Source organism: Saccharothrix sabaoui, assembly GCF_051756985.1.
GTDB lineage: Bacteria > Actinomycetota > Actinomycetes > Mycobacteriales > Pseudonocardiaceae > Actinosynnema.
Genome location: NZ_JBPKJK010000088.1, coordinates 1 through 22,482, shown reverse-complemented (window position 1 = coordinate 22,482; position 22,482 = coordinate 1). Strand labels below are relative to the sequence as shown.

Below are 22,482 nucleotides of genomic sequence, written 5' to 3'. Positions count from 1 at the left end.
TGACGCGGGCGGCCTCAGCACTGCGGTAGCGGTTCGCCGGGGCGGACTTCGATGCTGGGGACGCGTCCCGGTTGGGTGCCTTGGGGGAGGGGGCACACGCGGACCACGGGAGGGCCGGCGCCGATGCGGTTGCCGCTGTTGTCGAAGGTGATCGACCCGCCCGCGCCGAGCACCGCCTGGTCCGGTGAGGAGAAACCGCTGATCGCGGTGTTCACCTGGCTTCGCCGCACCTCCGAGTCGACCGCGAGGGTGCGCAGGGCCGCGGCGATCGTCGTCAGCGCGTCGTGGGCGTTGACCGCCCAGCCGGCGTCGGTGTGCGCCACGTCGAACCCGGCCTCGGTGAACGCCCGCTCGAACTCGGTGAAGCCGGGGTTGTCCGGCCCCGCCTTGTCCGCACCTCCGACCAGCGTCGAGACCAGGCGGACCCGGCCGGCGCGGTAGCCGGTGGAGCCGAGGGCCTTGACCCGCAGGTCCTCCTGCACCGGGTCCAGTTCCGGCGCGCGCAGGCGCTGGCCGTCGGAGGTGCTGAGCACCGTGACCGACGCCGCGGCGCACTGGCCGTTGGCGTACGCCTCGTCCAGGCTGAACAGGAACCGGGCCAGGTCACGGCCCCGCGCTATGTAGGCCACGGTGATGTCGCCCTCGACCCCGCACACCCGCCGGGCGGTCTGGAGCACCGTGCTGGACTCGGCGGGGTCGAACTTCACCTCGGTGATGTTCCCGCCGAACTCACGTTGCACCAGCGGCAGCGTGGTGCACGTGTACGGGTCGGAGCCGCCGGTCGGCACCATGATGAACTCGGGCCGCGCCGGTACCGCTTCCCTGAGCCGGGCGACCTGCACCGCGCTGCGGAACGCCACCCGGTAGAAGTAGTCCTGGCCGATGCCCTCCGAGTAGGTGTTGTCCTTGTCGCACGAGGTGAAGTCGGGCCGGTCGTCCCGCGACCCGCTCTGGTCGAACCCCTCCGCGGTGACGAGGTCCGACACCACGGGCAGCCGCGCCTCCGCGAGCAGGTCGGCGATCCGGGCGGACTGCTCGGTGCTCAGCCCGATGCCGGCGACGGCGGCCACCTCGCCCACCTCGGCCATCCGCCGGGCGACCCGGACGGGTGTGTCGGACGTGCCGTAGGCACCGGTGTTGCCGATCAGCAGCCGCATCGGGTGCAGGCAGCCGGTGCCGTTGGCGCGCCGCTGGGCGGCGGCCATCCCCTCCAGCTCGTGCACGGCCCGCGCGCCCGCGTACTGGTCGGTCATGGTCAGCAGCACGCCGACGGTCGCCGGCGTGCCCTTGGGGTCGCACTGGTCGGGCGCCGACCGGTTCTGCTCGTCGATCACCCGCATCACCTGGTCGAAGGCGCCCAGCCCGAAGGAGTACGGGCCCGGGGTGAGGCCGACGCACTCGTTGTCGGACCACCACACGTCGTCGCCCGGCCAGAAGCCGTCACCGCACCGGGCGTCGTCGACGATGGCGCCCAGGCGCGGCACCACGACCGCGGCGGCGGCGACCAGGACCACGACCAGGCCGAGCCTGACCCAGTCGGTCCAGCGCCTCGGGAAGCGCCGGGGGTTCGGCACGACACCCCAGCGGTAGCGCTTCTCCTGCGGCACGCTCACCACGTGATCCCCCTCCGACGGTCGTAGTCGCGCGCGCGTTCCAGCAGTGGCGCGGAGTCGCGGGCCGGCTCCGAGAGCTGCCGGAAAGCCTGCGCGACGGTGACGCACAACGTGCTGACCGCGTCCTCCTCGGTCCAGCACGGGTCGTGGTCGACCGCGGGGACGGCGCCGAGCAGCCGGTAGGCGTGCCCCTCGGGCGTCTTGGGCAGGTTCACGCCCCGCACGACGTCGAGGTCGCGCTCGCGCGGGTCCGGCTCCTCGGTGATCACGTCGAACCGCGCCAGCCACTCGTCGGTGGGCAGCACGGGCAGCAGTTCGACCAGTCGCGCGGCCACCGCGCCGCGCTCGCCGAGCAACCGGGCGTGCCTCAGCTCCGCGGTCTCGTCACGCGCCCGCGCGCGCAGCCGCCCGAACAGCTCGGCCCACCGGTCCGGGGTGTCGGCCAGCGCCCGCAGGCCCAGGTACCGGACGAGCGGGTGCAGCCGGTCTTCCGGGGCGGGCCCGGTCCACAGCGTCGGGTGGGTGAACAGCGGCGAGTCCAGCGTGATCGGCTCGGGCAGCAGGTCCGCCAGTTCCTGGGCCTCCAGCCGGTCGTGCGCGGCGGACAGGGTGACCAGGGCGTCGAGCAAGTCTCCCGGCCGACCCCGGTGGCCGCGCACGAAGGGGCGCAGCAGGTGCCGGTGCATCGGCACGCCGGCGGTGGGCCCGTCGCGGCGCAGCAGCCGGTCCAGGTCCCCGATCAACTGCGGTTCGTCGTGCAGGCGCCGCAGCACGTGCGCGGTGGACTCGGCGTGGCCGCGGGTCAGGCGGTGGACGACCGCCGCGACGCTCCGGGCGGCGAGGTGGTCGGGCCACAGGTGGTTCTTGGCCAGTTGCACCACGTTGTCCGGCCTCAGGTCCCCGAACGACACGCGCAGCCACATGCCGCTCAGCGGCGCGGTCGCCGCGTTCTCCTCCTCCACCACGACCGGTGGCGGCAGCTCGCCCGCCAGCTCGCCCGCCAGGGTGCCGCCGCTGGTCGTGACGAGGGTGAGCGGGTCGGCCGTGCCGGCTTCGGCGCTGCCGTGGGTGTCGGCGACGGCGCGGCGCACCCGCAGCAGGGCGCCGGTGAACGACGACGCGGCGGAGGTGTCCCCGTCGTCGAGCAGCACCAGCACGTTCGCCGGTCGCCCGGTCGCGCGGGCCAGGCTGTGCCGCAGGTCCGCCAGCAGGGCGGCGACGAGCAGGTCGTCCACCTCGCGCCGGACGCCGGGGTTGTCGTTGCGCGCCTGGACGCTGAGCTGGAGGCGGACGCGCTCGCCGTCGAGCCCGAGACCCTGGTCCTGGTGACCGAACCACGCCAGCGCCTCGCGGCTCCAGGCGAGCCGGGCACCGCGCTTGGACTCGCGCAGCGAGTTCCACAGGCCGTCGAGCAGCGGGGGGATGGCGGGTCCGCCGGGCACCACGTTCGCCAGGAGCTCGCCCGCCGCGCCCACGAGGGAGTGGATCAGGTCCTCCAGCCCGCGCCTGCTGCTGTTGGTGCGCGCGCGCAGCTCGTCGAGCGCTTCCTCGGGGGTGAGCCCGTCGACGTCGGTGGCGATGGCCAGCTCGGCGAGCAGCACGCGCTCGAAGGTGAGGCGGTAGCCGGGTGCCCCGACGCCCAGGCCGAGCACGACGGCGGCGAGGACGGGGCGCACGGCGCGGTTCTCGTCGTTCTCCAGCTTGCTGGGGCTCACCAGGACGGTGGCGGTGCGGTCGCGCCAGTTCGCCAGCGCGCGGTTCAGCAACGCCGTGCGCCCCGAGCCGCCGCACCCCTCGACCACGAGCACCGGCCGGTTGCCGACCCCGCGCGCCGGGACCTCGGTCAACCGGTCGACGAGCCTGAGCAGACCGGTGCGCCCGACGAACACTCGCTCCCCCTTGGTGACGCCCGCGGGACTGCGCGACAGGTCCGGTCCGACAATTGTCGGTGACGACGGGAACGCTATCAACGGCGGCGATAACGGTGATCCGATATCACGCGTTCCGGTGGGATTGCCGACGACCAGGTGAGCGCATCACCCGAATGCGATGAACGGCTCTGCGCTGAGTGGTGATTAATGCGTGGTGGAAAGGAATATTCCGCGATTCCCACCTCGTGCGGGGTGTCGTGATCCGCAGTGGCCCGGCCGGCGGGGTGTGGACCGGGGGTGGTGCGAACGACCGATGTGGTCCGTTCGTCATCGGAATAGTTTGTCGGTCGCGAGACCCGGGTCGGCGCGCGTCCACGGCCGTGACCGCCACCGCGGACGGCCGAGCAGACGAGAGAGAACCGGATGACCAGGGACAACGACCCCGACGTGGCCGCCGAGCTGGACCGCCTCGACGCGGCGGTCAGAGCGGCGCCCCCGGGGGACACGACGGCGCAGATCGCGTTGTGGCGGTGGGTGGCGGCGTTGGAGCACTGGTTCTTCATCGCGCGGGGGTCGGCGGACCGGCCCCGTCCCTACGGCGTGGCCGCCGAGCAGGGGCCGATGATCTGCCTCTACAGCAGTGCCGCACGGGCGGGTGAAGCCGCACGGGCCCTCGGGTTGGTCGACCCGGGGAGCGGCACGACGCCGTTGTTCAGCGTGCCGGCGCCGGCCGCGATCGACTACGTCGCCTCGTTCGGCCAGACCGGCGTCTTCGGTGTGACGCTGGACCACCCGCGGCTCGGGCACTACGTCCCGCTGGCGAACCTGGGGCTGCTCAAGGGCTGGGTCGAGGGGGCCGGGCGGTGAACGGCGCCGACCCGGGCGACGGGTTCGTCGAGGTGATCGCGCGCGAGGTGGCGGCCGACCCCGGCAACCTGGCGTTGCGCGAGGACTTCATCACGCTGCTGCTGGAGCGGGACCCGGACCGCGCCGCGGCCGAGCTGATGGCGTTCGAGGCGTTCGGCGGTGACCCGGCACGGGTCCGCCTGCTGCGCGCCCGGCTGATGGCGGCGCGGTTGCGGACCTCGAACCCGCCGCCGCCCGCCGGGACCGCGTCCCCGGCCGCGCCGTCCGCACGGCCCGGGAAGAGGGAGTCGGTTCCGGCCCCGGCCCACGGGGACCGCCGGGACAGCGGCTCCGCCGTCCCGCCGTCGCTGTGGGACGCCGAACGCCCGGCGGTGACGCTGGCCGACGTCGCGGGCCTCGCCGAGGTCAAGCGGCACCTGGACACCGCGTTCCTGGCCCCGCTGCGCAACCCCGAGCTGGCGGCGGCGTTCGGGCAGAAGCCCGGCGGGTCGCTGCTGATGTACGGCCCGCCCGGGTGCGGCAAGACGTTCATCGCCAGGGCCATCGCCGGCGACCTCGGGGCGTCCTTCATCCACGTGACGCTCGCGGACCTGATCAGCAGTTGGATCGGGGAGAGCGAGAAGGCGATCCAGAGCGTGTTCCGCGACGCGCGGGCCGCCGCGCCGTGCGTGATCTTCTTCGACGAGTTCGACGCGCTCGGCGGGCGGCGCACCTCCGGCGGCGGCGGGTCGCAGACGATGCGGATGATCGTCACCCAGCTGCTGGAGGAGCTCGACGGCGTGGCCGGCGTGAACGACGGGGTCTACTTCCTGGCCGCCACGAACCGGCCGTGGGACATCGACCCCGCGCTGCGCCGACCGGGCCGGATCGACAGGACGGTGCTGGTGCTGCCGCCGGACGCGGTCGCCAGGGCGGTGATCGTCCAGAACGCGCTGGCGGACAAGCCCGCCGGTGGTGTGGACGTCGCCGCCGTCGCGGCGGCCACGGAGGGGTTCTCCGGTGCCGACCTCAGCCACCTGACGACCACCGTGCTGCAGCAGGCCATGGTCGAGTCGATGAGCAGCGGTGAGCTGGTGCCGGTCACCACCGACGCGGTGCTGGCCGCGGTCGGCGGCATCACGCCGTCCACGACGTCCTGGTTCGACCAGGTGGCGCCGGTGCTGGAGTACGGCGTCGACGACGGCACCTTCGACCAGCTCCGGGCGTACCGGGTCAAGCGAGGCATGCGATGAGCGGCTTCGACCGCGTGGCCGCCGACGACGACGCCGTGGAGCGGACCCTGGACCTGGCCTGGGAGCTGTTCGGGGCGCAGCCGACGCACCCCAGGGTCGCCGAGCTGGCGTCGCAGGTGCTCGCGGTCCAGCCGGAGCGGAGCAGCGTGTCGCTGCTGCTCGCCAACCACCGCGAGGTCTGCGGCCAGGCCGACGAGGCGCGGCGCCTGTACCTCCAGGTGGCCGGTCGCCGCGACCACCAGTTCGTCAACGCGGTCCGTGCCCTCCGGCACCTGGCGTCGGCCGAGCACGACCACCGCGAGGCGCTGCGCTGGGCGCGCGCGGTGCTGCGCGAGGAGCAGGAGGAGTGGGGCGACTGGATGGAGCTGGGCTCCGCCCAGGCGCTCTGCGGGGAGCACGAGGACGGGTGGCGCGGGCTCGACGAGGCGGTGGCGCTGTGCTCCCGCACGGCACCGGACGACCTCCCCGCCGCGCTGGGGAAGCGCGCGGCGTACCTGCTGGCGAGCTTCGCGCCACCCGACCGGTTCGTCCCCGCGGCCGAGGAGGCCGTCCGGGCCGACGCGGCGAACTCGTGGGTCGGCGTGATGCTCGGCTGGTCCTACCTGGTGCAGTACCGGTTCGCCGACGCCGAACGGCTCGGCCTGCGGCTGCTGCGCGAGAACCCGACGGAGGAGCTGCTCCAGGGCCTGGTGGAGACGGCCCGGACGATGCTGCGGATCGTCGAGAACGCCCACGCCCAGGACATCACGCTGGAGGACATCCGCCGCAGCGGGGTGATCGAGCTGGGGTGGCGGCAGCTCCGCGACCAGGTGCTCGGCACCGACCTGGCCTCCGCGCTGGCGGCGCTGGACGAGGTGATGCCCGCCGACCTGCGCGCCACCCTGCGACCGGGGATCCCGGTCCCCGACGTGCCCGGGGGCGACAAGCTCGGTTCCCTGGTCGCGGAGGACCTGCTGGCCTGGCACGACGGCCAGCGGCCCGGCTCCGGTGCCGCCTGGGGGGCGGCCGAGCCGTTCCGCCTGATGTCGGCGGCCGAGGTCATCGCCATGAGCACCGCGATCGAGGCCGACCCGGCGGCGCACCCGGACTGGCCCGAGAACGACCTCTGGGAACAGGTGATGACCGACGACGCCGGGGCGCACCTGGTCGTCGTCGCGCTCGGGGCGCTGGTCAAACGCCGCCCCGGGCACCCCGACGAGCCGGTCGCCGAGTCGATGGCCGACTGGGTCTGGGACCGGGTGGCCGACTTCGGCGGTCGGGACCCGCGACCGGCACGCCGGAAGGCCGTGGCCCTGCCGACCGACTTCCCCGCTGTCCCCGGGACGTCGTTGACCGGCGTCGTCGCGACGATGTGCGCCGCGCTGGGCGCGTCCGAGGACTCGGCGCCGTACGCGGAGCTGCGCCGGCTCTTCCCCGCCTCGACCGTCCGGCAGAGCGCGCTGGACCCCGTGCCGCCGAGTGCCGACGGCGTCGACATCGCGTTGCTCGACGGGCTGGTGAAGAGGGTCACCGTCGATGTCGCGCGCTGCCCGGCCGCCGACCGCGTGATCTCCGGGCTCGACCTCGACGGGCACCGCGGCTCGGCCGACGCCCACGTGCGGGCGCACGGCGTCGTCCCGCACAACAGCTGGGAGAAGCGCGCCACCGGCGAGGTCACCGTCAACTACGACCTCGCCGAGCACCGGCTCGGCCTGCAGTGGGAGAAGGGGAGGCTCGCCCGCATCTTCGTGGCCGCCACCGATCGGCCGGCCGACGGCTGAACGAGGACACGGCCCGGTGGGCGATCGCACCGGTGTCGTGGGGGCGCCTCCCCGGGGGTGCCTCCCCGAGGGGCCGCCCGGTCGCACCACCGGGTCGGAGGTGCCGTCGGTCGCCGGGTCGAGCATGATCGGCGCCGCGGCGCTCGAACGACGACCAGGGGGGACACCGATGAGCGGTACCGGCCAGGGCGCGGGCGCGCCGCGGGACCTCGGCACGGGGCTGTGGGTCGGGAGCACCGACCGGCGGGTGGTCCGGGCGGCTGCCGGAGGCGGGTTCGACTGGGCGTGCGTCGACGAGCAGCACGGGGGCGCGGCCGGCGGGAGGGAGAACACCGACCTGATCGCGGCGGTTCGCGCGGCGGGCGTCCCCGCTTTCGTCCGGGTCGCCTGGAACCGGCCCGAGCTCATCGGCAGGGCCCTCGACAGCGGCGCCGACGGGGTCATCGTCCCGATGGTCGACAGCGTCGAGCAGGCACGGGCAGCGGCCTCGGCGGCGCGGTTCGCGCCGCGGGGCACCCGCAGCTTCGGGCCGGTCCGCTCCACCGACGCGGTGACGGCGGCGGTACCGGAACAGGCGAACGCGGACGTCCTGTGCCTGGTGATGGTCGAAACGGCGCGCGGTCTCGACGCGGTGGCCGACATCGCGGCGGTGGACGGTGTGGACGGCATCTTCGTCGGCCCGTTCGACCTGTCGTTGGCGCTCGGCTCGGACGTGGCCGGACTGCTGGCCGACGACAGCGAGGACGCCCCGCTCCGACGGGTGGTCCGCGCCTGCCGGGCCCGTGGTCTCGTGGCGGGCGCGTACGCGGGATCGGTGGACCGCGTCGTCCAGCTCCGGAGGGCGGGCTTCACGATGATCGCCGCGGTCGACGACCTGGCGATGATCGCGCGGAGCGCGGGCGAAGCCGCCGCTGCGGCGAAGGTGCGCTGAGCTGCTCGTCGTGGCCGCCCGGCGACCGCGGCGGCCCACCCGAGCAGGTTCCCCGCGGCCGTGGTGTCACGGGTGCCGCAGCTCGTCCACGTCGTGGGCGAGCACGTGCTCCACGCGCAGGGTGGTGAACCCGAAGCGGTCGTTGACGCGCAGCACGTGGGTGTTGTCGACGCCGGTCATGGTCTCGATCCGCGCCAACCCGGGGATCTCGGACGCCGGCCACCGCGCCATGTCGGCCTTCACGCACATGCCCAGGCCCTTGCCCCGGTGCGCGGCGAGGACGGCGGTGTCGCCCTGGTAGCACTCGTCGGTGCGGTGGGGGAGGGTGATGACCTCCGTCAGGCCCGCCACCTCGCCGTCGGCCTCGCTCACCGCCGCGACCACCCGCTGCACGGCGTCCTGGTCGGCCATCTCGGCCTCGGCCTCGCGGACCCGCTTGACCGTCCACTCGGGAGCGGTGAACTCCGTCTCGCCCGCGGGGGCGTCGTGGATCGCGCCGCGCGCCCGCGCGCAGGACGCGACGAGGTCGTCCGGCGCCGCCCCGGTCCACCGCACCAGGCGGTAGCCGCCGGGGGCGCCGACCGGCCACCGCGCGGGGTCGACGTCGGCGAGCACCAGTCGCTGCACCGCCACGGCCCGGACGGTGCGGAACCCCAGCGCGCGGCACCACAGCTCACCCGGGCCGCCCTCGACCACGTTCCACCCCTCGACGGTGGAGCGGCCCCGGTCCGCCACCTCCGGCAGCACCGCGCGCAGCACCTCGGTGCCCAGCCCGCGACGGCGCGCGTCCGGGGCCACGACCACCTCGACGAGGCCGATGTGCGAACACGTCGTACGGCTCGGGCTCCTCCAGCGGCAGGTCCGCGGCCCGGCTCGCCACCGACACGCGGTGGTGGGCGACCAGGTCCCCCTCGGCCGCCGTCCGCGGGTCGAACCGCGACACCCGCACCGGGCTCAACGGCGGCCGGTGGAGAGGGTCACCAGGAACTGGCCGCCGCCCGGCTGGACGTCCGCGGTGACCGGCAGGCCCGGCACCAGGCGGGAGAAGCGGTCCACCAGCCAGTCCGCCGCCTCCCGCGCGTCCCGTTCGGTGGGGCAGCGGGCCACCATCTCGCGGCCCCCCTTGCGCTCCAGCCGGCCGGCCACGGTGATCAGCGGGGCGGGGTCGGCCACGTGCAGGCGGTCCGGCCAGGCGATGACCACCTTGACCGCGCCCTTGCGGGTGTTGCAGCCGCGGTGCGCGAGCCGTTCGGCGACCTTGGCCTTCCGGTCGGCGGTCCGGCTGTCGACGCTGGGGCCCCGCGGGTCGTTCACGGACATGTCGGGGTCCACCGGTTCGTCGCACACCCAGCAGCGCCAGCCGTCGCGCTCGGCCACGTCATCGAGGAGGCTCATCCGGGCAAACTAGCCTGTCGGCCGCCGGTCCCGCGCACCGCACCGGGGCGGGTGTCCCCCTTGCGAGCTACCCGCGGGTGTCCACCGCGCGGTGATGTTCCCGGGCCGTCGCGCCCCTAGCGTTCGGGTCATCGCGGCGCTACCGCCGCGGGGGTCTCGCGAGGAGTGGTCATGCGGCTGTTGACGCAGCTCGGGGTGGTCTTGCTGATGGCTTTCGCCGGCAACGCGCTCGTCGGCGCGGCGGGGTGGAACGCGCCCCTCACGCTGGTGTTCGGGTTCGCGACGGCGGCGCTGTCGCTGTGCGCGTACGCGTGGGTGGTGCGGCGGACCGAGCATCGGGAGCCGGTCGAGGTGGCCGTGCGGGGGGCGGGGCCCGCGTTCGGGCGGGGGCTGCTGATCGGGGCCGGCATGTTCGCCGCCGTCATCGCGACCATCGCGTTCCTCGGCGGCTACGAGGTGCTGGGGTGGGGGTCGCCGGCGGGCGCGGTGGCGTTGCTCGGGTTCACGGCCGCCGCCGTCGTGGCGGAGGAGCTGATCTTCCGGGGCGTCCTCTTCCGCGTCGTCGAGGAGCGCGTCGGCACGGTGGGGTCGCTCGCGCTCACCGGGTTGCTGTTCGGCGCGGTGCACCTGGTCAACCCGCACGCCACCGCGTGGACCGCGTTCGCCATCGCCGTCGAGGCGGGGTTCGTGCTGGCCGCCGCCTACGCCGCCACGCGCACCCTGTGGGTGCCCATCGGGGTGCACTTCGGCTGGAACTTCGCCCAGGGCGGCGTCTTCGGCACCAGCGTGTCGGGCGGGGACACCCCGCAGGGGCTGCTGGACGGCGTGACGTCCGGCCCGTACCTGCTCGGCGGCGGCGAGTTCGGCCCCGAGGCGAGCGCGTACTCGGTGCTGGCGGGCGTGGTGGTGACGGCCGCGTTCCTGTGGCTGGCCCGGCGCCGCGGCACCCTGGTGCCCCGGCGCCGCCGCCCCGCCGCCGCGGCTACGCTCGCCGGGTGATCGGCTTCCGGCGGTTCCCGGAGCTGTGGCGGCGGTGGGACGTCACGGTGCGGGACGTCCCGCTCGCCCTCGCGCTCGCCCTCGCCTCGCTGGTGCCCGCGCTGCACGACCGGGGGACGCAGCTCGGCGACCTGCCGACCCGCCCGATGGACGCGTCGGCCGTGGCCGTGATCGCGCTGGAGTGCCTGCCGCTGGTCGTGCGCCGGCGGTGGCCGGTGGTCTGCCTCGCCCTGGTGACCGTTGGTTTCGCGGCCGACCAGCTCCTCGGCTACCACGCGGTCGCGGGCACCGCGCTGCCCGTCGCGCTGCTGAGCACGGGGCTGCACCTGGACCACCACCGGCGCGCCGTCGCCGTGCTGGTCTCCGCGGCGTACGTGCCGCTGGCCGTGGCGCTCGACCGGTACGGGTCGACCGAGGGCGTGGCCGGGTTCACGACGTTCTACCTGGCGATGGTCGCCGCCTGGGCGATCGGGGCGTGGCTGCGGCTGGCCAGGGCCGGTGAGGCGGAACGCCGCCGCCGCGTGGCCGGGGAGACCCGGCTCGCGGAACGCACCCGCATCGCCCGCGAGCTGCACGACGTCGTGACCCACCACGTGACGGCGATGGTCGTGCAGGCCGAGGCGGCGCGGTACCTGGGCGGGGCCCCGGAGCGCCTCGACGAGGCGCTGGCCGCGATCACCGACACCGGCCGCAGGTCCATCGCGGACCTGAGGCACCTGCTCGACCTGCTGAACCCGGACCACGACGCCGACCCGCGCACGCCGTCCGTCGGCGAGCTGGGCGTGCTCGTGGAGCAGACCAGGCGGGCCGGGCAGCCGGTCGAGTTCACCGAGGAGGGCGTGCCGCCGGCGGGGAGCGCGAAGGTGGTGGCGTACCGGGTGGTGCAGGAGGCGTTGACGAACGCGCTCAAGCACGCGCACGGCCGCCGGACCACGGTGCGCGTGCGGCACGGGGGGAGCGAGATCGTAGTGGAGGTCGGCACCGAGGGCGGGGGGCCGCGCACCGCGCCGTCCCGCGGCGGCGGGCGGGGGCTCGCCGGGCTGCGCGAGCGGGTCGGCGCGCTCGGCGGCGAGTTCAGCGCGGGCGGGCGGGACGGCGGGTTCGTCGTGCGCGCCCGCATCCCGGCCGGGAGCCCGTCGTGAGCGCGCCGGTGCGGGTGCTGGTGTGCGACGACCAGGCGCTGGTCCGCGCCGGGTTCGCGACGATCATCGGCGCCCAGCCCGACCTGGAGGTGGTCGGCGAGTGCGGGGACGGGCGCGCCGCGATCGAGCTGGCGGCCCGCCTGCGCCCCGACGTGGTGGTGATGGACGTGCGGATGCCGGTGCTCGACGGCATCGAGGCGACCCGCGTGCTGGCGGGCGCGGGCGTGGCGGACCCCGTCAAGGTGCTCGTGGTGACGACGTTCAACCTGGACGAGTACGTGTACGAGGCGCTGCGCGCGGGCGCCAGCGGGTTCCTGCTCAAGGACGCGCCGGCCGCGCAGCTGCTGCACGGCATCCGCACCGTCGCCACCGGGTGGGCGCTGCTGGCGCCGGAGGTGACCCGTCAGCTCGTCGGCCGGTACGCCGAGCGCATCCGGCCCGTCGGGGGTGGTGCGGGCGACGTCCCGCTGGCCCCGCGCGAGCTGGAGGTGCTGCGCCTCATCGCGGACGGCCTGTCCAACGGCGAGATCGCCTCGACGCTGGTGATCAGCCACGAGACCGTCAAGACGTACGTGTCGCGCATCCTCACCAAGCTCGACCTCCGCGACCGGGTGCAGGCCGTCGTCTACGCGTACCGGCACGGCCTGGTGGCCTGAGCCGCCCGCGGCTCACAGGGGCCTGCCCGCCGGCCCGGTCGGTTCTTCGTCCACTGTGGACGTGCCGGAGACCGTGCCGAGCAGGCGCGCGAGCAGGTGGCGGTCGTCCGCGCCCAGGCGGTCCGCCGGTGACCTGTCCCGGGCCACGAGTCCCCGGCGTTCGGCCCGCTCGACGAGGCCGGACATGGTGGACTCGTCCAGCCCCGGGAACGCCGCCAGGTCGGTCATGCGCGGCGGTCGTGCTCGGCGCCGACGCGGGTGAGCACGGCCATCACCCGGAAGGACGTCCGGACGAGGGCGTCTCCGAGCGCGTCGTCGGAACTCATGGCGAGGTCCTGCCGAGGGTGGTTGGTAGTACCGATCAAACCGACGACGCGGTCGGCGGCCGGGAAAAGGGTTGTCGGGCTCCTCGGCCGTGGTGACAGGATCGGGGGATGTTCTCCGGCGACTTCGAGGTGCACCTGACCGGCTCCGCGCGGGAGGCGGACGCGATGGCCGCGTTCGCCGCCCGGCGGGGCGCGAAGTTCACCCACATCCTGCTCGACCGCGGCGAGACCCCCTCCCAGCCGATGCTGACGGTCACGGGCAGCGGGACGCTGGAGGACCTGCACCGCCTCGCCGGGGCGTGGCGGGCCGACCTGGCGGCGGCGGGGGTGGGGGTGCTCCGGGTCAAGATCGAGGCCGCGCCGTGGAACGAGGGCGTGCCCGCGTCCGACCTGGACGCCTCCGACGAGCTGTACTTCGAGCACCACGTGAAGGTGCTGCTGCCCTCCGGCGACCGCGACGCGGTGGACCGGCTGCGGCGGGCGGTCGGCGGGACCGGGGCGAACGTGTCGCGCAACGCCCGGCGGCGGCGCGGTCGGCGCGAGGAGCGGTTCGTCACGCAGCGGTGCCGCGGGGTCGGTCGCGCCACCGCCCGGACCCGGCTCGACGCCCTGCTGGCCGTGCTGCGCGGCGGCGGGTACGAGGTGCTGGAGGTCGAGGAGGAGTACGTCGTCCACGACGACGCCCTGCACGTCGACCGCGGGTGGCTCGACCCGGACCGGTGGGGCGACCGGCAGGACGTGCGCGACGACCTGCTCGGCAGCACGGCGTCCCGGGGCCGCGGCGCGCCGTCGACCTTCCTGCCGCTGGCGGCCGAGGGGCGGGACGTCCGGCAGCGCCCGGTGTTCGACCCGGCGCTCAAGCACTTCGACCACGCCTACCGGGCGGGCGAGCCGGTGTTCGGCGACCCCGACGAGGGGGCCCGCTGGTCGGCCGCGCGGCGGGCCGCGATGGCGCACGTGCTCGCGGTCCTGGCCGCCTCGCCGTGGGCGGGCAACCTGGTGCTGCGCGGCAGCGTCGCGCTGCGCGCCTGGCTCGGCGACGTCGCCCGCGACCCCGGCGACCTGGACTTCGTGGTCGTGCCGAAGACCTTCGCGCCGGACGGGCCGGAGGCGCGGGCGATGCTGGAGGGCCTGGTGGCCGCCGTCGCCGCCGACCCCGGTCCGGGGCTGCGCGCCGACCGGGTGGTGGCCGAGCACATCTGGACCTACGAGCGGGTGCCGGGCCGGCGGCTGGTGTTCCCGTTCGACGCCGCCGGCCTGCCGGGGGGCGCCGTGCAGGTGGACCTGGTGTTCAACGAGGACCTGCCCGACGCGCCGGTCGCCGTCGAGGTGCCGCCGCTGGGCACGCGGGTGCTCACCGCGTCGCCCGCCCTGTCGCTGGCCTGGAAGCTCCAGTGGCTGATGACCGACATGTACCCGCAGGGCAAGGACCTCTACGACGCCGTGCTGCTCGCCGAGCGCACCGCGGTGCCGCTGGACCTCGTCCGCGACCTGCTCCGCCCCGAGCTGGGCGACGGGGCCGACGGCTTCACCCCGGAGTCCGTGCTCGAACTCGACGTCGACTGGGAGAACTTCCGCGCCGAGCAGCCCCGGGTGGCGGGCGACGCCGGGCCGTGGCTGCGCAGGCTCGCGGACGCGCTGGCCCGCCGGTCCGGTGACCCGCTGGTCCGCTGACCCGTTGACCCGCCGGCCCCGTTGACCTGCCGGCCCGCCGTTCCCAGCAGGTGAGCGCTCGTCCGAACGGCCGCGCCGAAGAGGTACGGTCCGTCGCACCCGCCCCGGTCCGGCCATCGGGGGGAGGGCTGTCCGCTCGACGAGCAGGAAGGGGACGAGCCGTGCGCCGTCCTGTGTTCGGCACCGCTGTCGCCTCGATCGCGCTGACCGGTCTCATGGTGCTGAGCGCGTGCGCGAAGGACCCCGGCGGCGACGCCACCGGGACGACCGGCGCCACCGGCGCCGCCTGCGAGTTCGCGACACCGCCCAGCGCGCCCGCCACACCGTCCGCCGCGCCGTCCGCCACCCCGTCCACCAGCGCCGCCCGGGACGAGACCGGGGGCGAGCAGGTCGACGGGAGCGCGCTGAAGGTCGGGCTGGCCTACGACATCGGCGGTCGCGGCGACGCGTCGTTCAACGACCTCGCCGCCGCCGGGTTCGACCGGGCGATCGGGGAGCTGGGGGTCGCGAAGGAGAACACCCGCGAGCTCTCCGCCGCCCCGAACGAGGACGAGTCGGTGAAGCAGACCCGCCTGCGGCAGCTCGCGCGCGAGGGCTTCAACCCGATCGTCGGCGTCGGCTTCGCCTACACCGAGTCGCTGAAGGTCGTCGCGCCGGAGTTCCCCGACGTCCGGTTCGGCCTGGTCGACTCGGCCGTGGAGGGCGCGGCCAACGTCACCCCGCTGGTCTTCGCCGAGCAGGAGGGGGCGTTCCTGGCGGGCGTCGTGGCCGCGTACCAGAGCAGGAAGTGCCACGTGGGCTTCGTCGGCGGCGTCGACATCCCGCTGATCCGGAAGTTCGAGGCCGGGTTCACCCAGGGCGCGAAGGCCGCCGCGCCGAAGGTCGTGGTGGAGAAGAAGTACATCACGCCGGCCACCGACTTCACGGGCTTCCAGGACCCGGTGAAGGGCTCGGAGACCGCGAAGGGCCTCATCGACAAGGGCGCGGACGTCCTCTACCCCGCCGCCGGCGCGTCCGGCATCGGCGTCTTCTCCGCGGTGAAGCAGGCGGGCGTGCTGGCGATCGGGTGCGACGCCGACCAGTACAACCAGCCGGCGCTCGCGGAGAGCAGGGACGTCATCGTCGCGTCGAGCCTCAAGCGCGTCGACGTGGCGGTGCACGACTTCATCCGGGCCGCCGCGCGGGACGACCTGGCCTCGCTGCCGGAGGTCTTCGACCTCAAGGTGGACGGCATCGGCTACGCCACGTCGGGCGGCCGGGTCGACGCGCGGTTGCAGGGCATCCTCGAAGGGTTCAAGGCCCAGATCATCGAGGGCCGGATCACGGTCGCGGACAAGCCGTAGTCCCGCGGTCCGCCGCCGGCGGCCCCGGACGGCACACCACCCCGGAGGTGTAACGGGGCCCGCGCCGCCCTCGACAGACGGGCATCCGATGCCGGGCGAGGTGCGTGTTGACCAGCGAGGGCGGCTCACCGCGGGAGTCCGACGGCGTCCACCAGGAAGCGGTGGTCTCCGGCGGTTCCCACGTGGTCCAGGTCGGGCGGGACCAGTACCTCCACTTCGGCGACGGCGTCCGCCGCGCGGTCGCCGGCGCCGTGGTCGACGAGTGCCCGTACCCCGGCATCCACGCGTTCACGCCCGACCAGGCCCCGTGGTTCTTCGGCCGGGACGGGGCGACCGCGGACCTCGTCGGCCGGCTCGACGCGCGGACGCGGACGGGCGGGCCGCAGGTGGTCGTCGCGCCGTCCGGCGCGGGCAAGAGCTCGCTGCTCAACGCGGGCCTGCTGGCCCGCGTCGAGGCCGGGGCGCTGCCCGGGTCCGCGCACTGGCCGCGGGTGGTCGGGCGGCCCGCGGGCGACCCGGCGCGGGCGTTCGCCACCGCCGTCGCCGCCGCCATCGGCCGACCGGCCGGGGACGCGGGCGAACTCCTCGCGCCCGGCGCGTGCGCCGCGGCGGTCCGGGCGGCGCTGGGGGCGAAGACCCTCGTCGTCGTGGTGGACCAGTTCGAGGAGCTGTTCACGGTCTGCCCCGACGAGCGCGCGCAGGCCGAGTACGTCGACCTGCTGTGCGACCTCGCGGCGGCCGGGTCGGGGCGGGCCGCCGCGCTGGTCGTGCTCGGCCTGCGCGCGGACTTCTTCGCCGCCTGTGCCCGCCACCCCCGGCTGCGGGCGGCGTTGCAGGACAACCCGGTGGTGGTCGGGCCGCTGTCCGAACGGGACCTGCGGGCGGCCATCCGGAACCCGGCGCTGGCGGTGGGCCTGACGCCGGAGCCCGGGCTGGTCGACGTGCTCCTGCGCGACCTCGGCGGACCGGCCGGGCGACCGGGGGAGGGGCCGACCGGCGAGTACGAGGCGGACCGGCTCCCGATGCTCGCCCACGCCCTGCGCTCGACGTGGTCCAACCGCGACGGGAGCACGATGACCGTCGCGGGGTACGAGGCGTCCGGGGGCATCGACGGCGCGATCGCCGCCACGGCGGACCGGGTCCTCGCGGACCTGGGGGAGAAGAACGGGCCCCGGGCCGCCTCCCTGCTGCCGCGGCTGGTGAAGGTCGGGGAGGGGACCGCCGACGTGCGGGTCCGGGTGCCCCGGGACGACCTCGTCGGCAGCGCGGCCGACGCCGAGGTGCTGGAGGCGTTCACGAGGGCGCGGCTGCTGACCGCGGACGAGGACGCGGTCGCGATCACCCACGAGGCGCTGATCAGCGCCTGGCCGAGGTTGCGGCAGTGGATCGAGGCGGACCGGCACGAGCTGGTGACCCACCAGCGGCTCGGCGACGCCGCGCGGACGTGGGCCGCCGGGCGGCGCGACCCGGGGCTGCTGTACCGGGGCACCCCGCTGGCCGACGCCGACGCGCTGGTCCGGCGCTCCGCCCGGCCGCCGACCGCGCTCGAACGGGAGTTCCTCGACGCGAGCCTGCGCGCGCGGCGGAGCGGCACGCGTCGCCTGCGCCGGCTGGTCGCCGTCCTGGCCGCGCTCCTGGTCCTCACGCTGGTGGCGGCGGGTGCGGCGGTCCGTCAGTGGAACGACGCCGAGGACAGCAGACGGGCCGCGGAGGACAGCGAGCGCGTCGCCGCCGGGCGCAGCCTGCTGTTCCAGGCCGAGGCGGCCCGGGACACCGAGGCGGGCGCCTCGCTGCGGCTCGGTGTCGCGGCGATGGGCGTCAACGCGAGCCCCGAGGCCAGGGCCGGGCTCGTGAAGACCCTGATGGGCAACCACTACGCCGCGACCCTGTCCGGTCACGCCGACGCGGTGCACGCCGTGGCGTTCACCCCCGACGGGCGCACCGCTGTCACCGGGGGTGTGGACCCGTCCCTGATCGTGTGGGACGTCCGCGACCCGGTCCGCCCGAGGCGCGTCGGTTCCGCCGACGTCGAGGGCGGCGTGTGGTCCGTGGCGATCAGCCGCGACGGGCGCACCGCGGTCACCGGCGGTCCCCCGTCGCTGGACGTGTGGGACATCGCCGACCCCGCCCGTCCGCGACGGGTCGGCTCGGTCAGCGAAGAGCCCCGGTGGGTCAGCTCGGTCGCGTTGAGCCGGGACGGCCGCACGGTGCTCACCGGGACGTGGGACAACTCCGGGCGGGAGGAGGACGGGGCGAGGCTGTGGGACCTCGCCGACCCCGCGGCCCCGCGCCTGCTCGCGTCGATGGCCGCCGACCGGAGCGGACCCGTGCGGGGTGTCGCGCTCGGGCGGGACGACGCCGTCGCGGTCGTCGGCAACGAGGACGGCACCGTGCTCGTGTGGGACGTCGCCGACCGGACCGCGCCGCGCCGCGTCGCGACCCTCCCCGACCACGGCAACTCGGTCTGGGCGGTCGCGACGAGCCCGGACGGCCGGGCGCTGCTCACCGGCAGCGCCGACCAGACCGCGATCCTGTGGGACATCACCGACCCGGTCGCTCCCGTGCGGCGGTCCCGGCTCACCGGGCACCGCGGCACCGTCCGGGCCGTCGCGTTCAGCCCGGACGGCCGCACGGTCGTCACCGGCAGCCAGGACCGCACCGCGATCCTCTGGCGGGTCGACGACCCGGTCCGCCCGGAACGCCTCGACACGCTCGGCGGTCACCGGCAACCCGTCTTCACGGTCGCGTTCGGCCACGACGGCGCCCACCTGGCGACCGGCGGCAGCGACGACACCGCCGTCGTGTGGCGCACCGGCGTCGACGCCGACCCCGTGCGGCTCGGGGAGCTGGGCGGGCACGGCGGCGGCGCGCCCTCGCTGGTGTTCGGCCCCGGCGGTCACCGGATGGCCACCGGCGGCGCCGACGGCGCGCTGACCACCTGGGACGTGGCCGACCCGCGCGCGCCGCGCCCGCTGGCCACGGTCCCCGCCCACGGCGGCGGCTTCGCGATGGCGTCGAACGGGGCAGGCACCGTGCTGCTCACCGGCGGCGGCGACCGCACCGCCGTCCTGTGGGACGTCGCGGACTGGTCCCGGCCGCGCCGGCTCGCGACGCTGTCCGGCGGGCGCCGCGGCGTCGCCTCCGTCGGGTTCGCCCCGGCGGGCGACGTCGTCGCGCTCGGGGGCGACGACGGGCGGTTCGAGCTGTGGGACGTCGCCGACCCCGCCCACCCCCGTGCCCTGGCCACCGCGGGCGTGCACTCCGCCCGCATCTCCGCGGTCCTGTTCGGCCCAGACGGGCGCACGCTGGTCACCGGCAGCACCGACACCACCACCGTCGTGTGGGACGTGGGCGACCCGACCCGGCCTGGGGAGCGGGCCGCGTACGACGACGAGAACAGCACCTACTCCGCGGTGTTCAGCCCGGACGGCGAGATCCTCGCGCTCGCCCAGGAGGGGCGCAAGACCACGTTGCTCGACCTGTCCGACCCCGACCGCCCCGAACCGCTGGCGGTCGTGCGCGGGCAGGCGAGCTCGGTGTACGCGGCGGCGTTCAGCCCGGACGGGCGGGTCCTCGCCACCGGCGGCTACGACAAGACCGCGCTCCTCTGGGACGTCACCGACCCGCGCGACCCGCGCGAGCTGACCTCGATCCGCGGGCACGCCATCGCCGTCGTCTCGCTGCTGTTCGGCCCGGACGGGCGGACGCTGGCGATCAGCGGCGGCGACACCCCGGCGCTGTGGGACGTCGCCCGGCTGACCGACATCGTCGCCCGGCCGGTCGACATCGCCTGCGGGATCGTCGGCGAAGGGCTCACCGAGCGGCAGTGGTCGACCTACGCGCCCGACGTCGCCCACCGCCGCACCTGTTGATCGGCGGTCCCCCGGCCGGGGCGTGGGAACAGCCCGGAGCGGGAAGGGTTCGACAAAGGCGACGGGTGCGTCCCGGTCGCGCGTCGAATTACCGGAAATCGATTGTCCGCACCGCTTCCGCCGGTGTCCCGGTGCTGGTCAGCGATTTGTCGGTCTCGGTGAACGTCGTGCCGGGGGTACTTTCAGGCACTCCCGAACCGGATACTTGACCGTTCAACTTTCCGGCGGTAGCTTCCGGGTGGATCACCGAAATTCCTTTCCGGAAAGGGAGATCATGCGGCTGAAGTCCGTTCTGCTCACCGTGTCCGCCGTCGCCGCCCTGCTGATCGGCGGCCCCGTCGCGTCGGCGACCGCCTCCGGGACGCCGGACGAGGCGTGGCCGCCCGGGAACTGCCAGAAGGGCACGTTCTGCGTCTGGCCGAACTGGGCCCACCCGCTGCCCGCCCCCGTGGAGACCCCGTCCCTGGCGACCGACCGGGAGTGGTCCGGCAGCGTCCCGGCGCTGACCTTCTACAACTACACGTCGCGCAACGCCGACCTCGGCTACTCCTACACCTGGCCCGACGGGTCGACGTCGTCCCACACGATCTGCGTCCCCCCGGGCGGCAACATCTTCTACCTGCCGGTGACCGTGACGAAGCTGAGTTGGCACCAGGGTTCCTGCTAGGACGCCGACCCGCGCCCCGGCGGGTGGTGCTTGCCCGGGGGGCGCGTTGCTGGGATGGTCGGACCGGGAGGCGCGACCATGTCTGTCGGCACCATCACCGGAGCGGTCCTGGCGTTGTTCGTCGCCGCGGCGGTTGTCCTGTACCTGCGCGGTCGGGCCGCGCCCGCGCCCGCTGTCGGGCGGGTGCTGAGGTGGGTCGCCCTGGCGGGTGCGGTCGGGGTGGCGCTCGCGGCCCTGCCGGTCGCGGTGCGCGACGGTGGCGGGGCGGTGCCCTACCTCCTCGTGCCCGTGCCGGCGTGCGCGTTGGCGGTGGTCGCGGACGCGGTCGGGAGGTTCGTCGTCACGACCACGGCCGCGGCGGCACTGCTGGTGCTGGGGTGGGGCGTGTTCCTCGCGATGTTCATCACCCCGTACTTCGTGTTCCCCGCCCTGGTGCTGGGGGCGGCGGCGATTGCGTCCGTCCGCCCGCGCCGGGAGCGGGCGGTCCGGGACGGTGCCCACCCCTGATCGGGAGGGGCGGGGGACGGGCGTGGTGGTGCGCGCGCACGGGGGTGTGGCCTGGTGCGCGGCGGTGGGCTGGGAGAATGCGCCGGTCAGCCCGTGCGGGTCCCGCCCGTGCGGTGCTGCCCCGGCCCGGCTTTCTCACCGCACGACGTAAGGACTGACACGTGGCACTGCCGTACGAGCCCGACGACGACCACGCCGCGGACCGGTTCGTCAACAACGCGCTGCGCAGCCACGACGCCGAGGCGTGGGAGCTGCTGACCTCGGACGCGTACGTCGAGCAGACCGAGCGCGTGCTGCTGGGGATGCTGGACCGGGTCGCGGTGGACCGCGAGCACCGGCGGGTCGAGCGCGACGCCGCGCGGGCGCGGGTGACGGCGGGGGAGCTGACCCGGGTCGACCGGGACCGCGAGCTGGCCGAGGACGGCGAGCGGGCCAAGAAGGCCGCGCACTTCGAGGCCCTGGTGCGGGAGCGGCTCCGGGTGATCGCCGCCAGGGTGCGGCGGTTGCGCGGTGACGACGTCCGCGACGAGCTGATGAGCCTGGTGGTCGCCCTGGGTGCCGCGATCGACGCCCACCGGACCGCCGTGCTCGGCGGCGGGGGCGAGCCCAGCGGGGCGGACCGGGCGCTGTGGGAGCGGTTGACGACGCTCGACGTGCCGGGCGCGACCGGCCGCACGTCGGTGGAGGAGCTGGTCAGGGACCGCGCGGCGCAGCAGGACGACCACGGGCGCGTGCTGGCCGGGATCGTGCTGGACCTGGCCGGTGACGCGACGTCGATCTCGCGCGCCGACCTGCTGGACGTGTGGAAGAGGGAGGTCGCGCCGACGCTGACGGTGGAGGAGAAGGGCGACTTCGCGGCCAAGGGCAAGGGGTCGCTGGTGACCGACCGGCTCAGGAAGGCGTTGGGGGTGCTGGAGCGGCGGGGCCTGGTCGCGCGCTCCGGCCCGCAGGGCGACCAGCGGCTCGACCTCCTCGACCGGCCGGGTCTGGTGGAGCTGGCGGGCTCGCCGCAGTAAGGGGTCGACGGCTGCGGCGTGGGTCGCGCACCGCGGATAGGCTGCCCGGGCATGACCGCCGCGCTGCTGATCGTCGACGTGCAGGAGATGCTGGTCCCGGTCGTGTGGCGCGGGGAGGAGCTGGTCGCCCGGATCGCCTCGCTGGCCCGCGCCGCGCGGCGGGAAGGGGTGCCGGTGGTCGCGTTGCGGCAGGTCGGACCGCCCGGGACGGCGTTCGGCCCGGAGGTGCCCGGTACGCGGCTCAGCCCGCTCCTCGGCCTCGGACCGGAGGACGTGGTGGTGCGCAAGACCGCGACCGACGCGTTCTACCGCACCGGCCTGGCCGCGCTGCTCGCCGAACGGGGCGTGCGCACCGTCGTGCTGACCGGCGTGGCCACCGACTACTGCGTCGACGCGACCGCGCGGTCCGCGCTGAGCCACGGCCTGGACGTCGTGCTGGTCAGCGACGGGCACGCGCCGGCCGCCGCCGGCGACCCCGAGGCGGGGCTGGACGCCGAGCGGATCGTCGACCGGCACAACCGGCTCCTCAGCCGGGCCGTCCACCCCGGCGGCGCGCTGCGCCTGCTCGCGGCGTCCGAGGTGGTGTTCCGCGACCTGGCCTGAGGCGGTCC

19 protein-coding genes are annotated in these 22,482 nt (G+C 75.3%); 14 read left to right on the top strand and 5 right to left on the bottom strand.

Features of this window, described 5'->3' with window-relative positions; all coding sequences use genetic code 11:
• Positions 1 to 14 precede the first annotated feature (14 nt).
• The gene (locus tag ACR807_RS25020; protein WP_438923842.1) at positions 15 to 1,613 is read right to left on the bottom strand and encodes an ABC transporter substrate-binding protein; all 1,599 of its coding nucleotides are present in this window, start codon (positions 1,611 to 1,613) and stop codon (positions 15 to 17) included.
• Entirely contained in the window at positions 1,610 to 3,502 is a 1,893-nt protein-coding gene (locus tag ACR807_RS25015) for a hypothetical protein (protein WP_438923841.1), read from the bottom strand. The genes ACR807_RS25020 and ACR807_RS25015 overlap by 4 nt, the downstream gene beginning before the upstream one ends.
• Before the next feature lie 405 nt (positions 3,503 to 3,907).
• Here ACR807_RS25015 and ACR807_RS25010 point away from each other — a divergent pair, with 405 nt between their 5' ends.
• The 4 genes from ACR807_RS25010 to ACR807_RS24995 all read left to right on the top strand — a co-directional run bounded on the left by ACR807_RS25010 (position 3,908) and on the right by ACR807_RS24995 (position 8,274).
• Positions 3,908 to 4,351, top strand: a complete 444-nt coding sequence (locus ACR807_RS25010) for a hypothetical protein (RefSeq protein ID WP_438923840.1) — start codon at positions 3,908 to 3,910, stop codon at positions 4,349 to 4,351.
• Entirely contained in the window at positions 4,348 to 5,583 is a 1,236-nt protein-coding gene (locus tag ACR807_RS25005; RefSeq protein ID WP_438923839.1) for an ATP-binding protein, read from the top strand. Before ACR807_RS25010 ends, ACR807_RS25005 begins: the two co-directional genes overlap by 4 nt.
• Entirely contained in the window at positions 5,580 to 7,343 is a 1,764-nt protein-coding gene (locus tag ACR807_RS25000; RefSeq protein ID WP_438923838.1) for a tetratricopeptide repeat protein, read from the top strand. The genes ACR807_RS25005 and ACR807_RS25000 overlap by 4 nt, the downstream gene beginning before the upstream one ends.
• Positions 7,344 to 7,512: 169 nt before the next feature.
• The gene (locus ACR807_RS24995) at positions 7,513 to 8,274 is read left to right on the top strand and encodes an HpcH/HpaI aldolase family protein (protein WP_438923837.1); all 762 of its coding nucleotides are present in this window, start codon (positions 7,513 to 7,515) and stop codon (positions 8,272 to 8,274) included.
• Positions 8,275 to 8,340: 66 nt separating this feature from the next.
• Here the strand turns inward: ACR807_RS24995 and ACR807_RS24990 are convergent, their stop codons facing one another.
• Positions 8,341 to 9,072 (bottom strand): GNAT family N-acetyltransferase, encoded by a 732-nt coding sequence (locus tag ACR807_RS24990; RefSeq protein WP_438923836.1) that lies wholly within the window; start codon positions 9,070 to 9,072, stop codon positions 8,341 to 8,343.
• Between the two features lie 156 nt (positions 9,073 to 9,228).
• Complete coding sequence (locus ACR807_RS24985; RefSeq protein WP_438923835.1) at positions 9,229 to 9,669, bottom strand: hypothetical protein; 441 nt, start codon at positions 9,667 to 9,669, stop codon at positions 9,229 to 9,231.
• A gap of 171 nt (positions 9,670 to 9,840) precedes the next feature.
• On the opposite strand from ACR807_RS24985, the gene ACR807_RS24980 reads away from it, so the two are divergent.
• The 3 genes from ACR807_RS24980 to ACR807_RS24970 are packed head-to-tail and all read left to right on the top strand — an operon-like array spanning position 9,841 to position 12,466.
• On the top strand, positions 9,841 to 10,668 hold the full coding sequence (locus ACR807_RS24980) for a CPBP family intramembrane glutamic endopeptidase (RefSeq protein ID WP_438923834.1): 828 nt from the start codon (positions 9,841 to 9,843) through the stop codon (positions 10,666 to 10,668).
• Positions 10,665 to 11,810, top strand: coding sequence for a sensor histidine kinase (locus ACR807_RS24975; RefSeq protein ID WP_438923833.1), 1,146 nt, complete (start codon positions 10,665 to 10,667; stop codon positions 11,808 to 11,810). The genes ACR807_RS24980 and ACR807_RS24975 overlap by 4 nt, the downstream gene beginning before the upstream one ends.
• A complete protein-coding gene (locus ACR807_RS24970; RefSeq protein WP_438923832.1) occupies positions 11,807 to 12,466 on the top strand; it encodes a response regulator in 660 nt (219 codons plus the stop codon). Before ACR807_RS24975 ends, ACR807_RS24970 begins: the two co-directional genes overlap by 4 nt.
• 12 nt (positions 12,467 to 12,478) lie before the next feature.
• Here ACR807_RS24970 and ACR807_RS24965 read toward each other — a convergent pair whose 3' ends face one another.
• Positions 12,479 to 12,694 (bottom strand): winged helix DNA-binding protein, encoded by a 216-nt coding sequence (locus ACR807_RS24965; protein ID WP_438923831.1) that lies wholly within the window; start codon positions 12,692 to 12,694, stop codon positions 12,479 to 12,481.
• Positions 12,695 to 12,900: 206 nt separating this feature from the next.
• Here ACR807_RS24965 and ACR807_RS24960 point away from each other — a divergent pair, with 206 nt between their 5' ends.
• The 7 genes from ACR807_RS24960 (at position 12,901) to ACR807_RS24930 (ending at position 22,474) form a co-directional block, all read left to right on the top strand.
• Entirely contained in the window at positions 12,901 to 14,466 is a 1,566-nt protein-coding gene (locus ACR807_RS24960; protein WP_438923830.1) for a nucleotidyl transferase AbiEii/AbiGii toxin family protein, read from the top strand.
• Positions 14,467 to 14,639: 173 nt separating this feature from the next.
• Positions 14,640 to 15,809: a BMP family lipoprotein gene (locus ACR807_RS24955; protein WP_438923855.1), complete on the top strand. Its 1,170-nt coding sequence runs from the start codon at positions 14,640 to 14,642 to the stop codon at positions 15,807 to 15,809.
• A 107-nt stretch (positions 15,810 to 15,916) separates the two neighbouring features.
• Positions 15,917 to 19,681: an nSTAND1 domain-containing NTPase gene (locus ACR807_RS24950; protein WP_438923829.1), complete on the top strand. Its 3,765-nt coding sequence runs from the start codon at positions 15,917 to 15,919 to the stop codon at positions 19,679 to 19,681.
• Between the two features lie 274 nt (positions 19,682 to 19,955).
• Positions 19,956 to 20,348 (top strand): hypothetical protein, encoded by a 393-nt coding sequence (locus ACR807_RS24945; RefSeq protein WP_438923828.1) that lies wholly within the window; start codon positions 19,956 to 19,958, stop codon positions 20,346 to 20,348.
• Positions 20,349 to 20,426: 78 nt separating this feature from the next.
• Positions 20,427 to 20,855: a hypothetical protein gene (locus tag ACR807_RS24940; protein ID WP_438923827.1), complete on the top strand. Its 429-nt coding sequence runs from the start codon at positions 20,427 to 20,429 to the stop codon at positions 20,853 to 20,855.
• 161 nt (positions 20,856 to 21,016) lie between these two features.
• The gene (locus tag ACR807_RS24935; RefSeq protein WP_438923826.1) at positions 21,017 to 21,871 is read left to right on the top strand and encodes a hypothetical protein; all 855 of its coding nucleotides are present in this window, start codon (positions 21,017 to 21,019) and stop codon (positions 21,869 to 21,871) included.
• 51 nt (positions 21,872 to 21,922) lie between these two features.
• The gene (locus ACR807_RS24930) at positions 21,923 to 22,474 is read left to right on the top strand and encodes a cysteine hydrolase family protein (protein WP_438923825.1); all 552 of its coding nucleotides are present in this window, start codon (positions 21,923 to 21,925) and stop codon (positions 22,472 to 22,474) included.
• Positions 22,475 to 22,482: the final 8 nt, after the last annotated feature.

Coding starts and splice junctions, on each gene's coding strand:
- ACR807_RS25010 (WP_438923840.1), top strand. CDS start 3,908: ATGACCAGGGACAACGACCCCGACGTGGCCGCCGAGCTGGACCGCCTC.
- ACR807_RS25000 (WP_438923838.1), top strand. CDS start 5,580: ATGAGCGGCTTCGACCGCGTGGCCGCCGACGACGACGCCGTGGAGCGG.
- ACR807_RS24995 (WP_438923837.1), top strand. CDS start 7,513: ATGAGCGGTACCGGCCAGGGCGCGGGCGCGCCGCGGGACCTCGGCACG.
- ACR807_RS24985 (WP_438923835.1), bottom strand. CDS start 9,669: ATGAGCCTCCTCGATGACGTGGCCGAGCGCGACGGCTGGCGCTGCTGG.
- ACR807_RS24980 (WP_438923834.1), top strand. CDS start 9,841: ATGCGGCTGTTGACGCAGCTCGGGGTGGTCTTGCTGATGGCTTTCGCC.
- ACR807_RS24965 (WP_438923831.1), bottom strand. CDS start 12,694: ATGACCGACCTGGCGGCGTTCCCGGGGCTGGACGAGTCCACCATGTCC.
- ACR807_RS24960 (WP_438923830.1), top strand. CDS start 12,901: ATGTTCTCCGGCGACTTCGAGGTGCACCTGACCGGCTCCGCGCGGGAG.
- ACR807_RS24945 (WP_438923828.1), top strand. CDS start 19,956: ATGCGGCTGAAGTCCGTTCTGCTCACCGTGTCCGCCGTCGCCGCCCTG.
- ACR807_RS24940 (WP_438923827.1), top strand. CDS start 20,427: ATGTCTGTCGGCACCATCACCGGAGCGGTCCTGGCGTTGTTCGTCGCC.
- ACR807_RS24930 (WP_438923825.1), top strand. CDS start 21,923: ATGACCGCCGCGCTGCTGATCGTCGACGTGCAGGAGATGCTGGTCCCG.